The organism is Solibacillus daqui (assembly GCF_028747805.1).
GTDB classification, from domain to species: domain Bacteria; phylum Bacillota; class Bacilli; order Bacillales_A; family Planococcaceae; genus Solibacillus; species Solibacillus daqui.
The window spans coordinates 3,885,614-3,900,213 of record NZ_CP114887.1 but is presented as its reverse complement, the minus strand read 5'-3'; the positions used below and the strand labels follow the sequence as shown (position 1 = coordinate 3,900,213).

Annotated in this window: 15 protein-coding genes and 1 rRNA gene; 15 read left to right on the top strand and 1 reads right to left on the bottom strand. The window is 37.8% G+C overall.

All coding sequences use genetic code 11. The annotated features are described in order from the left end of the window. Window positions 1–32: 32 nt before the first annotated feature. From O7776_RS19230 to O7776_RS19215, 4 genes are all read left to right on the top strand, one after another. A complete protein-coding gene (locus O7776_RS19230; RefSeq protein WP_274308496.1) occupies window positions 33–233 on the top strand; it encodes a hypothetical protein in 201 nt (66 codons plus the stop codon). 93 nt (window positions 234–326) lie between these two features. Then, window positions 327–866 (top strand): PadR family transcriptional regulator, encoded by a 540-nt coding sequence (locus O7776_RS19225; protein WP_274308495.1) that lies wholly within the window; start codon window positions 327–329, stop codon window positions 864–866. Window positions 867–1,150: 284 nt separating this feature from the next. Next, the gene (locus O7776_RS19220; protein ID WP_274308494.1) at window positions 1,151–1,354 is read left to right on the top strand and encodes a helix-turn-helix transcriptional regulator; all 204 of its coding nucleotides are present in this window, start codon (window positions 1,151–1,153) and stop codon (window positions 1,352–1,354) included. Window positions 1,355–1,356: 2 nt separating this feature from the next. Next, on the top strand, window positions 1,357–1,839 hold the full coding sequence (locus O7776_RS19215) for a hypothetical protein (RefSeq protein WP_274308493.1): 483 nt from the start codon (window positions 1,357–1,359) through the stop codon (window positions 1,837–1,839). Between the two features lie 57 nt (window positions 1,840–1,896). On the opposite strand, the gene O7776_RS19210 is transcribed toward O7776_RS19215, so the two are convergent. Further along, complete coding sequence (locus O7776_RS19210; protein WP_274308492.1) at window positions 1,897–2,442, bottom strand: GNAT family N-acetyltransferase; 546 nt, start codon at window positions 2,440–2,442, stop codon at window positions 1,897–1,899. A gap of 697 nt (window positions 2,443–3,139) precedes the next feature. Between O7776_RS19210 and O7776_RS19205 the strand changes: the two genes are divergently transcribed. The 11 genes from O7776_RS19205 (at window position 3,140) to O7776_RS19155 (ending at window position 14,557) form a co-directional block, all read left to right on the top strand. Then, window positions 3,140–3,673: an RNA polymerase sigma factor gene (locus O7776_RS19205; RefSeq protein ID WP_274308491.1), complete on the top strand. Its 534-nt coding sequence runs from the start codon at window positions 3,140–3,142 to the stop codon at window positions 3,671–3,673. Further along, the gene (locus O7776_RS19200; RefSeq protein WP_274308490.1) at window positions 3,660–5,309 is read left to right on the top strand and encodes a DUF4179 domain-containing protein; all 1,650 of its coding nucleotides are present in this window, start codon (window positions 3,660–3,662) and stop codon (window positions 5,307–5,309) included. The genes O7776_RS19205 and O7776_RS19200 overlap by 14 nt, the downstream gene beginning before the upstream one ends. A 168-nt stretch (window positions 5,310–5,477) precedes the next feature. Further along, the gene (locus O7776_RS19195; protein ID WP_274308489.1) at window positions 5,478–6,701 is read left to right on the top strand and encodes a translocation protein TolB; all 1,224 of its coding nucleotides are present in this window, start codon (window positions 5,478–5,480) and stop codon (window positions 6,699–6,701) included. A gap of 239 nt (window positions 6,702–6,940) precedes the next feature. Continuing rightward, window positions 6,941–7,450, top strand: coding sequence for a YfiT family bacillithiol transferase (locus O7776_RS19190; protein WP_274308488.1), 510 nt, complete (start codon window positions 6,941–6,943; stop codon window positions 7,448–7,450). A gap of 117 nt (window positions 7,451–7,567) precedes the next feature. Further along, window positions 7,568–8,041, top strand: a complete 474-nt coding sequence (locus O7776_RS19185) for a GNAT family N-acetyltransferase (protein ID WP_274308487.1) — start codon at window positions 7,568–7,570, stop codon at window positions 8,039–8,041. A gap of 416 nt (window positions 8,042–8,457) precedes the next feature. After that, window positions 8,458–9,141, top strand: a complete 684-nt coding sequence (locus O7776_RS19180) for an amino acid transporter (protein WP_274308486.1) — start codon at window positions 8,458–8,460, stop codon at window positions 9,139–9,141. Beyond that, window positions 9,141–10,562 (top strand): HlyD family secretion protein, encoded by a 1,422-nt coding sequence (locus tag O7776_RS19175; RefSeq protein ID WP_274308485.1) that lies wholly within the window; start codon window positions 9,141–9,143, stop codon window positions 10,560–10,562. The genes O7776_RS19180 and O7776_RS19175 overlap by 1 nt, the downstream gene beginning before the upstream one ends. Window positions 10,563–10,811: 249 nt before the next feature. After that, entirely contained in the window at window positions 10,812–11,471 is a 660-nt protein-coding gene (locus O7776_RS19170; RefSeq protein ID WP_274308484.1) for a hypothetical protein, read from the top strand. After that, a complete protein-coding gene (locus O7776_RS19165; RefSeq protein ID WP_274308483.1) occupies window positions 11,468–12,016 on the top strand; it encodes an AAA family ATPase in 549 nt (182 codons plus the stop codon). Before O7776_RS19170 ends, O7776_RS19165 begins: the two co-directional genes overlap by 4 nt. A 29-nt stretch (window positions 12,017–12,045) precedes the next feature. Further along, on the top strand, window positions 12,046–12,444 hold the full coding sequence (locus tag O7776_RS19160) for an NUDIX hydrolase (RefSeq protein WP_274308482.1): 399 nt from the start codon (window positions 12,046–12,048) through the stop codon (window positions 12,442–12,444). Window positions 12,445–13,004: 560 nt separating this feature from the next. Then, window positions 13,005–14,557, top strand: a 16S ribosomal RNA gene (locus O7776_RS19155). The last annotated feature ends 43 nt before the right edge of the window (window positions 14,558–14,600 follow it).

The following is a 14,600-nucleotide window of genomic DNA, read 5'->3' as shown; positions in this document are numbered from 1 at the left end:
ATGGGGAGTGAAGGCTAACGATTTCACGTGATATGATGTATGCACCGTATGAATGGGCAAGTTATATTTCACCGATGTACTACTCGGTACAAGCATATTTTGCAAATGTTTTTGGTAGCACAAGTGTTAGCCCATATTTGTTAGGGTTAGCTTTAGTTGGTATTGGAGCGATGTTAATTAACATTGTGATTATTTGGTTTTTCCATAAGCCACTACAAGTAGATGAAGCGTAGCATATAAAAGAATTTGTAAAGGTTTATTTTCTGCTGAAGGAAATGTTTAGTTTTGATACAATAAAACTAATATTTGCCTAAGGAGCTGAAACAATGGCAATTCAAATTTTCATTTTGACCAAACTTATGGAGGAAAATAATTACCCATATAAATTAAAAAAGCAAATTTCAGAATTACAGCCTCTAGAAACGATAAATGGTCTGACTGAAAGCAAGTTATATTATCATTTTGAATCATTAGCGAAGCAAGGCTTTATAGAGGCAAAAGAAGTTATTAAAGAAGAGCATCGACCAGATAAACAAGTATTTGCGATTACTGATAAGGGTCGAGAAGTGTTACCGAAAAAGATTTATAAGCTTTTTGAAAATGCAGATTCAATTGGCGACATGATTATAGGTTTAGCTAATATGAAATATGTAGAGCGCGATAAAGTCATCGTTATATTAGAAAAGAAGGTAAACATGATAAAAACAACTTGGGATAAGATGTCTAAATTTAAAGACAAACATTTTATTGAACCGGGGCAAGAAGTATTGGCAGACTTTGTACATGGTTATGCGAATTATAAAATAGACAGCTCAATACAGTATTTAGAGCGATTAATAATGCACATACGAAATGAGGAAATATAGCAAAAAGTGGGTTTCTGAGAAGCTGTTTTAAGGCTAGATTGATGATATATAATATGTCCAGCGTCAGAACAAGGTATATTACAAAATTAAAGGACCAATCTGTAAGTTTTTACTTACGGGTTAGTCCTTTTTTGATTGCTTTTACTTCATTTTCTAGATCTACCCTAATAAGTGGATTTTTTATAACAAAATATGTAAAGACTACTTGACATTGGAAATGATGTAAAGTAAGCTTTACTTATCACTAAATGTACAGTTTACTTTACATTGAATAAGGAGGTATTATGAAAAATAGAATTCGTGAATTGAGGAAATTGAAGAAGATTACGCAGGAAGAATTGTCTAAGCAAGTTGGGGTATCACGGCAATCGATTATTGCAATTGAATCAGGGAAATTCAATCCATCTATTGAGCTTGCCTACAACATATCAAAAGTTTTCAATTGCACGATTGAAGAAGTGTTTATATTCGAAGAGGGGGGAATTTAATTATGGGGATTAATATCGGGGGTATGATTGGGTTATACGGGGGAATGGTTTGTGGGATCCTTGGTTGGTGGTTCGGGAGGCAAAAAGCTAAGAAAAATAGAGGTTTAGACGAGCTTTACTACCATATTTGGCAAAAGGCGAGATCCTATGCATGGTATGCAACATTAGGGGCAATTTATATTTTCTTTTCGCTCATCATGTTTGGGGTTGAGTTAAGCACTGCTATGGTTCTAGGTATTATTCTATTAACACATATAGGGAGTTGGGGGATAATTGGAATTGTTTTGTCCATCAACATGTCCAGTACCGTTCCATTGCAGCCTTCCCGTGTGAAAATTGGTATAACCGTCATTGCTTGTTCGATTATTATTTTTACGACAATTTCGATCATGACAAATAATTGGCTGTTTTTAATAGCGAGTATTGTACCGAATGTAGTTGGACTTATTACAGCATTGACACCAAATAAAAAACTTTCAGAGTGAACTACTAATAAGAGGCTGTTCCTAACTTGTTGAAAAACAAGTTAGGAACAGCCTTTATTACGAATCAAATTTACTCCAAAAAGGTTTTGAATATTGAACTACGCCTTGTACATTTTCAAGAGAATTCTCGGATAATTCTAGGGCCATAAATATTTCAGCGGGCACTTCAAATGGCGCACGGATATTCCATAAGTTCGCTTGTTTAAAGCCAAACTTTGGATAATAATCTTGATGTCCTAAAACAATGACTGAATGATGACCGAGCACTTTTGCCAGTTTTAATGCATCATTAATTAATTTGCTTCCAATACCTTTTTTCTGATGCGCGGGTGAAACACACACTGGAGCAAGCGCTAAGGAATTCGCAATGTTATCATCATTTACGATTGTAATTTTGGATAAAAGAATATGACCAATGATTTCATTGTTTTGGTCTACTGCAACTAATGAAAGTTCCGGAATAAATGCATCGGATTTTCTAATACGACTTACGAGTAGGTGCTCTTTTTGGTCGCTGTATTCTTCATTTAAGAAGGCGTTCATAATTACGTCTTCAGTTTTGTTATATTCTTCAATGCGTTCTTGTCTAATAATAATTTCCATTTGTAGTCCCCTATTTTAAATTCTGTTAATTGGCTAAAGCCATAATTTTCGCTATTGCTGAAGGTAAAACCGAAACTTTGTAATTCCCAGCAATTTTTTGCACTTATACTGTTAAATTTAGGTATTCTTTATTGTGTTTTTCTTCCAGTTATACTCCACCGGGTAATATTTCATCACTATCTCAATCAATCCATTTCCCATATTTTAGTATCCACTGTCTTAATTCACTTTTCAACTTGTTTAAAATGGGTACTGCTTCTATATCATAGTTGCCAAAACATTAATTACACCAAAGAGCACTTGCTGCAATATTACCTTCAACTTTTAAATCATACGTTATCACACATCTTCAAGAATCTAACATTTTTTAGTCCCCTTTAATTTTGGTACATTTCTTCACAAACTTTATAGTGATATTAACATAAATGTTCAATAGGTTCTTATTTTGTATGTAGTTGCAATTGTGCGTGTAACAAGTTATCCAAATGGTGGCAGTGTAGAGTTATTATAAATGTAACGAAGAGAACTAGCGGAAAATGGTATTTCAATCTGATTGGTTTTACATAAGTAACATCGTTCACAAAAAGTACTTCCGTCTGAATCCCTTTTGCAATGTGTTGCAGTAACTTAAAAAAGTGAACCTTTCCCAAGAGTCATTTGTTTATAAAGTATAACGCCAAGAAAGGAGTGCCTCGAATTGACAGAACGAGAATTATTCGATGCTTACAATAAAGATGTGTACCGCACTTGCTATTACATGCTGAAGAACAAACAAGATTCAGAAGATGTTTGCCATGACGTATTTGTCACTGTTTTTCGCCAAAATTGGAGAAGCGTAGAGCATACGCGTGCGTGGATCATGCGTATCACGATGAATCATTGCTTAAATCTTCTTAAAAGGAATCAGACCCAGTTTGAAAAAAAGGACCAGATTCAATGGTCCCATGAACAGACCATAGCATCTGTTAAATCGGTAGAAACTATTCTATTGGAAAAAACAGCTACTGTGGAATGGGAGGAACTTTTGAAGCAGCTTCCAGAGAAGTTGATGGCAGTTGTTACTCTTCGCTATATCGGCGAGCTGTCGATGATGGAAATTTCTGGAATCTTAAAGATTCCTGTAGGCACAGTGAAGTCGAGGCTTCACAAGGCATTGAAAATTTTGCGTAAAAAGCTTGAATCCAATCACAACTCATGGTTGAAGGGGGAGAATCACTTTGGAACGCTTTGAAAACAAGATTAAAAATGAAATAAAAGAATCGAAAAATATAACTTATCCTGATTTTGATCAAATGTGGAGTGATATCCAGCAGGACGAACTGAAGACTAATGGAGGCAAACCAGTTGAAATGCTTCCTCGAAGACGAAAACGATTTGCTTTAATAGCAGGATTATCGGTAGCGCTATTGGCTACACCGGTTTATGGAGCGCTGACTTATGATTGGTCCAACATCCTTTCTTATAGAGAAGGTATTCAGTCCGCATTAGACCAAGGCCTAGGTCAGACAATCGAGCAATCCGTTACAAAGGAGGGTGTTACGCTAACTGTGCATAAGGCGTTTTTAGACGATAACAGAACCGTCCTACTGTATAGTTTGAAACCTAGCGCATCATGGGCTGAAAAGGAAGTAAGCTTTGAACAAATCGGACTAAAAGATCATAAGGGTAATTTAATAGAAGGAAGATATACACATAAGTGGAATGATGAGCTCGGTATGTTCCAAGGTTATTTTGAAACTGATTGGGTTGCGAAAGGGAAGACGGCTGATGTTGAGTTTATTATAGAGAATATTAAGTTCATTGGCGATGCGAATCAGTCAATTAATTACAATCCTAAAGACCCCAATAAGCAAGTGTTTCAAATTCAGAAAGACGGGATTGGCAGCATAACGATGGAGACTTTTGAACAACCGGAAGATAAAGTATTGCTTCGATCAACCGTATCGTTTACAGACCCTGAAATGGTAGGTAAAAGTTGGGTGCGCATTGAAGCTATTAATGACATGAATAAATCTATTGAGGAAGCTGAACCGTCTGTCTTCGGAACTCGAACGGTGACGGGAGAAGAAGTAAACCGCCAAATATACAAATCTGACGCTATACGTAAGGAAGGAACCAAATTTCAGTTAGCTTATGATCAAACATTAGAAACTACTGAAGGTATCTGGAACTTAAATTTGGCTCTGTCTAAAAAGCATTTGGAAAATGGATCATTTAAGGAGGTGCTAAATATCCCTCTGATCGATGTGCCTGGCGAGAGGAAAATTCATGAGATGATAGTCACACCAACTCAAGTTCGCCTCATTATCGAAGGTAGGGGCAGATATTACACTTTCCCTTATAGGGACTACCAACTGGATATAGGAGGGACTCTATTAACTGGGCATGTGTGGAGTGTACAAGGAAGTCCTAACAAGATGGAGCTGCGTTTTGAAATTACAGGAATTGATGTGATGAACTTGGAAAGCCAACCCATGACGTTTATTGCCAAGCACCGTATAGATGAGGCTAGCGGCGACCAAAATCCGATACGCTTAACTGGCATATCAGCCGAACCTCAAAGCTTAACTACTCACATTGGGGAGTATCCGATTTCATGGACTTATTATATGAAGGACAATAATCTCTATGTGGAATCCTTTAGCTCAGACTCAACATTCGGAGGAGTCGTTCAAACCTATTATCTAGACAGTAAAGATCGGCAGTATGGAACGCCTGCTATGTTAGGAATATTTGGAGATGATAATAATAAAAATATGGACGTGTATGAGAATTTTGACAAGACCGAGCTCGACATTTTCATTTCGAATTATACAGTTCATAAGCGCAATGATGTACTACGTGTTCCGCTTAAGACGGGAAAATAACATGGCGCGTGTCGCGGTGTGGAACTAAAAAGTATTCACGCTAATGATTAATTTGGAATAGCGATTGTTCCCCGTTATGTAAAATAATCAATAGTACCAACTACTGCTATGTTTGATGGATGAATATATATATTCCATGAGGACACCTTATTATTAGGAGGTGTCTTTTTGGCAATTAGGATTTTATTAGTTCTACTATTTGTTAGTTTTAATTTTATCTTTACAACAAGTACTTCAGCTGAAATTCCACTTAAAGCGGCCTTTATACGGGATCATCAGCTTTGGATGAAAGAGGGCAATAAAGAAACGCAACTTACAAAAGGTACGTATGTTTTCAATCCGCAGTGGTCAAAAGATGGTCAATTTATCGCGTATACAGCAGGTGACAAAAATGGCGAGAACACCAATTTGTTTATTTATGATGTAAAGAAAAAGGAAAGCTATTTGCCCTATATTTCAATTGAAACAAGTAATTATAAATGGTCTCCAACATCCAATCAACTAGCTTACACTTCAGGTGGTGTCCTAAACGTTACACAAACAAAAAATGGTCGACCACAAGGTTTCGGAAATGTATCTCTAGGTGTTAGTGATTTTGAATGGTTCCCAAACGGAAAAGAGTTTATTGTTTCATCTCAATCGAATTTGCTACCTACTGGATGGGAACCGGTGCGTCTATTTAAAGTGCCCGTAGATGCAAATCTTGATTCGAATAAAATAAAGCCTTTTTATACCGTTCAAACAAATACAACTGACTTATTTGCAATTGATGCAGAATATTTTAAATGGAGTTCTGATGGTAGTTGGGTTAGCTTCTTATTAACTCCTACTGCGTCTTGGTCTGCTGATAGTAATACGCTATCTGTGCTTTCATCAACAGGAGACAACTTTCAAGTAATAGGGAAAATGCTTGGGAGGGGAAATTGGATCAAGTGGGCTCCTACGAAAAATCAATTAGCATTCATATCGGGTGAAGGGAGATTTTATGTCGAAAACAAAAATACTGCTATTGCCGATATTCCTGAATTAAAAAAACCTAAAGAATACACACCAAAAGGATATGTTGACCTTGATTTGGAATGGCTTTCTGCGAATGAAATAATTGTTGCACGGGCAAAAGAAAACAAAAAATGGAACGAGGGCCCAGTTCCAACGATGTTTACAGCGCTATACGTAATAAATATTCAAACAGGAGAACAAAAGCAGCTGACCTTTCCGAAGAACAATCAACTTGACAATTCTCCTCAAGTGGTTGGTTCAACGATTACATGGTATCGAAAATCTGAGAAAGAAAACAAGGGAGATGTATGGATTAAAGATAGAATGGATGGTCTAGAACATCGATGGTTAAAAAATGTAGATGATGCACCGACTTTTTTAAATACAAATTAATTAAAACATCCAAAGGTATCTAAGTATTCCATTAAAGAGGAGCTGTAATTACAGTTCCTTTTTTTATGCAGTTAAAGGTGGCGGTATAGATTAACATGCAATACCTTAATATGGTGATATTTATAATTAAAGATTGTCCGAGCCTCTTTTCGCGACGTTGAATAGTTGGATTAAAAACATGCATTAATGAATCCAATTCGATATAGTTAACTTGAATACAAAAAGGAAGGAAGATGTAAATGGACGTAAAATACCCAATTGGTCAATTGCTAGTGCCTGAACATGTAACGCTTGAAAATGTTCAAGAATGGTTAAAACAAACCAAGACTTATACACAGCGCTTACGTGAAACGGTAGATGGTTTAAGTGAAGATGATTTAAACAAAACGTATCGGGATGGTAGCTGGAATGTGCGTCAATTGGTGCATCATATTGCTGATTCACAGCTCAATATGTACCAACGCTTAAAGCTGGCCTTAACAGATAATAATCCAACTGTACCTGCTTTTGGTGAAGAACAGTGGGCGATTCAACCAGATACAAAACTTCCAGTAGAAAGCTCGCTTAAAATGCTAGAGGGCATTAACGAACGCATTGTTGAATTGGGAGAGCATTTAACAGAAGAGCAATTAAATCGCGTGTTCACGCATCAAGTGAACGGTGAAATTAAAGTTGCAACAAAGGTAGCCAAACTCGCGTGGCATGAGGAACACCACTTGGCGCATATTAAAAACGCATTAGCTAAATAACATTTGATAACGAAGCAGCGCAAACAGCCTGTTTCGTTTTTTTACTTTTAAGGAAATTACTGTATGATTGGAGGGGATTACTTTTATCAAAATTTGAGAATTCATGGGGTGAACAAAATGCAATTGTTTGTGCGACAGATGAATGAAGCGATGGCTACTGATATTTTGGGTTGGCAATACGATAAGCCGTATGATTTTTACAATAATGAGCAAACAGAGGATGCGATGAAAGAAATGCTCGACGGTTCATATTATACGATTGTTGATGGCAGCAATGTGTTAATTGGCTTCTTTTGTATTGGAGTCAATGCTAAAGTCCCTGCAGGTAATCAGTTTGGTGTGTACACTGAAGATTTAGTTGATATGGGGGTTGGTATGAATCCGACCCTAGTAGGTAAAGGAAATGGTTTTGAATTTTGTACGCATGTTATTCAATTTATTCGACAGCAACCTAATAACCCTACAATTCGATTAACGGTGGCAACGTTTAATGAAAGAGCCATTCATTTATATAAAAAGCTAGGTTTTGTTGCAGAAAAAAACTTCAGCACGGGTGGTACGGAGTTTATAACGATGGTTAAAAAAGATTGATTATTTTAGTTTGAAGCATATAACCTAAAAACAAAGAGACTGGGACAAAAATTGAAGATGTTAGACCAAGATATTATTGGTCTAACATTTTTTTTGCTTTAAGATGGGAAATTCAATCTGATTAGACAAAATATTAATATTCTTTTTCGCCATTATTCAAAAAAAAGAGTTGTGTTCCAGCCTCTTTATTCTATGAGTTTGCAGGGTTAATCGTAGAAGGAATAAAGGGAATTTACCACTAGAGCTCGCGTTATTTACTATAGAATTAGTAAAAATATTTAAATATTCACTTGAAACAATTAAGATCAAAAAAGAGTGTATAATAGAAAACATATTTAATAGAATAGCGATAAATAAAAACTCCTAAAGTTATAGAAATCTAGTATTGGGGTTAAATCTAAAATCGAGGTGAGAATATGAGTGAGTTTCATTACTGGCAACAGCTTTCCCAACCTTCTCGCCTTACACATAGTTTAGAAAATAGCGAGAATGGGAAGTTAAAAGGTTATACAAAGTGGGTAACGATTATTTTAGGGTTTACCCTTGCATATTTTATTGTACGTGATATTTGGGGTATGAACACAACGCAACTGACGTATTTGCTCGTAAATGGCGACTATGATCAGTACCGTTTTGCGCGGCTTATATCATTAATAGGCGCTATTTTGACAGGGTTACTATATTTCCTATTCTATTATTATTTTATTCCGGGCATTTTATATGCTTTTACGAGTAATATTCCATATCGTTGGATTCAAAAGGTACAGCTTTATGTGATTCCTATTATTATTGTTGAAAAGCTTATTACGGTGATTATTTTTGCAGCGGTTGGTTTTGCGACGCCGTTTACATTTTTCTCAGTTGCTCCAATGGTATCGTATGTATATTATCAGGATTATTTGCTTTATTTTCTTAATCAGATCACTGTTGCGTCCGTTGTAACTGTATGGATTCAATATACATTCTTAGCACAATGGGAAAATCGCAAAAAAGTACTGCTTATTAAACTAATTCTTCTTCAAGTTATAATAGCAGCAATTGTGGCCCTTATTAGCATTTTACCAATGGCTACATGGATCGAAGGGTGGCTAGGTAAGTAATGTATGTGTCGAAAAAAGTGAAAATCACAGGCGCAATTATTGCGATAGTAGTATTAGTGAATGCTTATCTACTATTGAGAGAGAACGACATTATTCTAAAGAAATACTATATTAATGACGCACACTTTGCAGTAACAAAAGATCATGAGAAAATTCTCTCAACAGACGCTATTGTAACTTCAAGCAATGAGCAATTTATCGCAGCACCTGTTCAAGCGATTGATGAGGTGCTCGTAACGGAAGGGCAAACGGTAGATGTGCTTGGCGAATTGGTGCTCTTCAAGTTAGAAGAAACGGAAAAAGAAATTGCTCGACTAGAATCGGACCTTGCTGCCTATGAGACCGAGTTAGAAGAGTTAAATAGTGTTGTTTCACAGCTAGAAATAGTTAGTACAGAGACGAATTCAACTTCTGCAACCGATTCGAATACGACGCGTGTTGAAGACATCTTGAATCTGACTTTATCGATTGAGTTAGGGATTGAACAAGGTACACCAACAGTCGAGGGTATTGCAATTATTCAACGTGCTATAGCTGAAACGGAGCGACAAATGGAATTATTGTCTAGTCGTATTACCCAATTGAGTGAAAATAATATGTTAACGTCTCCTGTTGACGGCATCGTGAAGGAAATTGTGTTAGAAGGAGATTCGATTATCTTCAATATACAATCTACTGATAAGAAGCTAGTTACTTATGTAACACCAAAGCAATGGCAAGAAGTCGAAATCGATCAAATGGCTAAAATAACATTATTCAAAGGGCAAGATAATGAATTAACGATAGATGGAAACGTAATTGAAAAGCAACAAATTCCAGCTCTTGAGTCCATTGGCTTTCAAGAAATGAAAAAGCACGAAAAAATAAATGTTAACGAAACAGTATATGAGGTAAGTATCCAATTAAGTGAGGATATTTCCGATACGCCTATAGGGACATTAGCTACTGCGGATATAACAGTTAACGAAGAAACACATAGCTTGGGTGTAGATAACGAATGGCTTGTTCAAATCGAAAATGAGGATGACGACAAAGCGCAGTATATTTATATGCTTGATGGAAATGGTAATACATTGCTACAGCCTGTTGAAAAATACTTTGTCTATAAATCAAGGTTAAATCAACATGAGGCACTAACGATGGATTCGAAGGGTAGCGAGGAACTTGAAGAAACGGAACAACCTACAACACCACGCATCCAGACCGTAAATTTAAAGGCTGAATCAAAGTCAAAAGTGGTAAAAGAAGAACTGATAGATGTAGCGGTTATTTCAGGACCGGATGAATTGTATCCGATTTTTTTAGATGGAACAACCCGCAACCTATCCGCACCAACATTTTTACCATATCCACTTCAATCATTTGAATTAAGTCATATTGAAAGTGATTGGCGATTAATTTTAAAATATTGGTTGAAATAAACATGAAAAAGGCAAAGAGCTGAGGGGGCTCTTTGCCTTTTTCATGTATTAGCAAGTAGTGAAATTAAATAAATACCAATAATTTCCGATAATGAAGAAAAGGCTAGCTCTATTATTAGCGGACCTTTGGAGGAAGATCATTCCCTAATCTGGCTAGATCCCACGTTAGCGATGACAAAACTAGTTCATGAACATCAAGTTTGGGCAATAAAAAATCATTACGATATATTTTATGAGGTCGGAAATTATATGAAAAAAACATTAGCCTGTTTACATGCACATCATTCCAACATTGCTTATATCGAAAATGCGCTTTCCTCATATGACGTGGAGCTCGTGCATTTTGTTGACCCAGCATTAATGCATCAAGTTACTACAAATAGAGCATTCACAGTTGAAGATGCGAAACATAAGGTGAATGAGCAATTAGAATGGATTGCTAGCTGTCATGTCGATGCCATTTTAATTACGTGTACGAATTATATTGCTATTTTACAAGAACATACGGTATCTATCCCAATTATGAAAATCGATGAACCGTACTTTGAATGCATCTGTAATATCCAAAGTCCACAAGTTATGCTATTTACAAACCCTGCTACAGTAAAGGGTACGTTGGCACGTCTTCATCAATATGCGCACGATCATCAAAAAAATATTGATGTAGAAGCAATAGTCATTGAAAATACGTTTGGCTTAATCATGAAGGGCCACAAGTCACAATATGATGATGCTATTTATGAATATATAAATACGATGAATAAAGAAAAAATGAACATTTCAGTAGCCCAGTTATCGATGGTAGATGCTTCGAAAAAAGTAGGCGTGGGGATCATAAACCCATTAGATCCGATAATAGATGCTATTGTAAGTGAACTATATTTAATGAAAAAGGAGCTAAATACATGATTATTATGATAAACGGCGCTTTTGGTGTTGGGAAAACAACTACTGCACAGGCACTGCACGAAAAATTGGCGAACAGTATGATTTATGACCCTGAGATGGTTGGGGGAATGCTGAGACATGTTCTCCCAAATGATATTAAGCGTGCAGAAGCAACGACAGGAGACTTTCAGGATTTTGTACTATGGAAAGAGCTAACAGTAGAGGTGGCAAAGCGCTTAGTTGAGCACTATCAGCTGCATTTAATTGTACCCATGACCATCCGAAAGCCAGAGTATTTTGAGTATATTTATAACGGCCTCAAAAGCATAGACGAACAAACCTATCATTTTTGTTTAACAGCCAGTAAGGAAACAATTCATAAAAGACTTAAGGAGCGTGGGGAGCAGGAGGGCAATTGGTGCTTCCATCAAACAGATAAATGTTTAGAGGCCTATGAGAAATATAACTTTGGCCCAGAGATTGATACAGAGAATGTAAGTGTGGAGACAATTATTAATTTCATATTGAATGAAATCCAGCAGTTGAACACACCTCAAATAAAATAGTTTTTATCAAAATGAGAAAGGACAAACAAATGGATTATAAAATTTGGAACGGTGCGTCAGCCATTATTATTAAAGATAACAAAGTACTTATGGTGCGTGGAAAGGATACAAACAGCTGGGGTGTTCCTTCTGGTGGCATTGAACATGGTGAGAGCGCCAGGCAAGCGTGTATTCGTGAAATTTGGGAGGAAACCGGCTACAAGGCTCGAATCATTCAACCGTTACATATAAAAAAGACGATTATCGAGAACTATAAAGTTACGACGCAATATTTTCTGTGTGAAATTATTGACGGTGAAATCACCTATCACGATCCTGATCAAACAATTGTAGAAATTGCATGGAAGGGTTATGATGAAATCGCTCAAATTCAGCATGATTACAATGAAGATCAAAAGGTAATTATGCAATTACTAGTGAATGGATAATAATTTTAAAAACCTAGCGCGGTTATTATAAATCTATTATTTTAGCTGATTATTGTGAGCTACTAATTTTAAATTTTTGCGAAAATGAACATCTGTATAAGCTGAAATCGAACTACAATTTAATAATCAACTAGATAAAGCAGATGTAATTTACATTTCATGAAGGCATCTTTAAGTTTTTTTATTAATCGTATATTCTTATAGTAGAAACTCAGGATATTTAAATATTTCAGTTATGATATTAAACTAGTTAAAAACTTTTTTAAAAAAGTTGTTGACGGTTCGGTAAATAGTATTGTAGTATATTAAGAGTCGCTAAAACGTACTCGAAACAACATAATCAACTACTGAAATTGCTTGAAAAACTTTTGTGAAAAAGTTATTGACAATGAAGTTTGAAAATGTTAAATTAGAGAAGTCGCTAAAACGACATCGAAACAACATGAACCTTGAAAACTGAACAAGCAACGTTAATGAATATAGCTTCTTAAATGAAGCAAAAATGATTTCTAACTTAATTGTTAGAATCGCTAGCAAAGCAAATGAGCTTTCAAACTACTTTTATGGAGAGTTTGATCCTGGCTCAGGACGAACGCTGGCGGCGTGCCTAATACATGCAAGTCGAGCGAATGGATTTGGAGCTTGCTCCAATGACGTTAGCGGCGGACGGGTGAGTAACACGTGGGTAACCTACCCTATAGACTGGGATAACTTCGGGAAACCGGAGCTAATACCGGATAATACTTTGAACCACATGGTTGGAAGTTGAAAGATGGTTTCGGCTATCACTATAGGATGGACCCGCGGCGCATTAGCTAGTTGGTGAGGTAACGGCTCACCAAGGCGACGATGCGTAGCCGACCTGAGAGGGTGATCGGCCACACTGGGACTGAGACACGGCCCAGACTCCTACGGGAGGCAGCAGTAGGGAATCTTCCACAATGGACGAAAGTCTGATGGAGCAACGCCGCGTGAGTGAAGAAGGATTTCGGTTCGTAAAACTCTGTTGCAAGGGAAGAACAAGTAGCGTAGTAACTGGCGCTACCTTGACGGTACCTTGTTAGAAAGCCACGGCTAACTACGTGCCAGCAGCCGCGGTAATACGTAGGTGGCAAGCGTTGTCCGGAATTATTGGGCGTAAAGCGCGCGCAGGTGGTTCCTTAAGTCTGATGTGAAAGCCCCCGGCTCAACCGGGGAGGGTCATTGGAAACTGGGGAACTTGAGTGCAGAAGAGGAAAGTGGAATTCCAAGTGTAGCGGTGAAATGCGTAGAGATTTGGAGGAACACCAGTGGCGAAGGCGACTTTCTGGTCTGTAACTGACACTGAGGCGCGAAAGCGTGGGGAGCAAACAGGATTAGATACCCTGGTAGTCCACGCCGTAAACGATGAGTGCTAAGTGTTGGGGGGTTTCCGCCCCTCAGTGCTGCAGCTAACGCATTAAGCACTCCGCCTGGGGAGTACGGTCGCAAGACTGAAACTCAAAGGAATTGACGGGGGCCCGCACAAGCGGTGGAGCATGTGGTTTAATTCGAAGCAACGCGAAGAACCTTACCAGGTCTTGACATCCCATTGACCACTGTAGAGATACAGTTTTCCCTTCGGGGACAACGGTGACAGGTGGTGCATGGTTGTCGTCAGCTCGTGTCGTGAGATGTTGGGTTAAGTCCCGCAACGAGCGCAACCCTTGTTCTTAGTTGCCATCATTTAGTTGGGCACTCTAAGGAGACTGCCGGTGATAAACCGGAGGAAGGTGGGGATGACGTCAAATCATCATGCCCCTTATGACCTGGGCTACACACGTGCTACAATGGACGGTACAAACGGTTGCCAACCCGCGAGGGGGAGCTAATCCGATAAAACCGTTCTCAGTTCGGATTGTAGGCTGCAACTCGCCTACATGAAGCCGGAATCGCTAGTAATCGCGGATCAGCATGCCGCGGTGAATACGTTCCCGGGCCTTGTACACACCGCCCGTCACACCACGAGAGTTTGTAACACCCGAAGTCGGTGAGGTAACCTTTATGGAGCCAGCCGCCGAAGGTGGGATAGATGATTGGGGTGAAGTCGTAACAAGGTAGCCGTATCGGAAGGTGCGGCTGGATCACCTCCTTTCTAAGGATATTTTCGGAATTCATTCCTAGGGAATGAAACATTA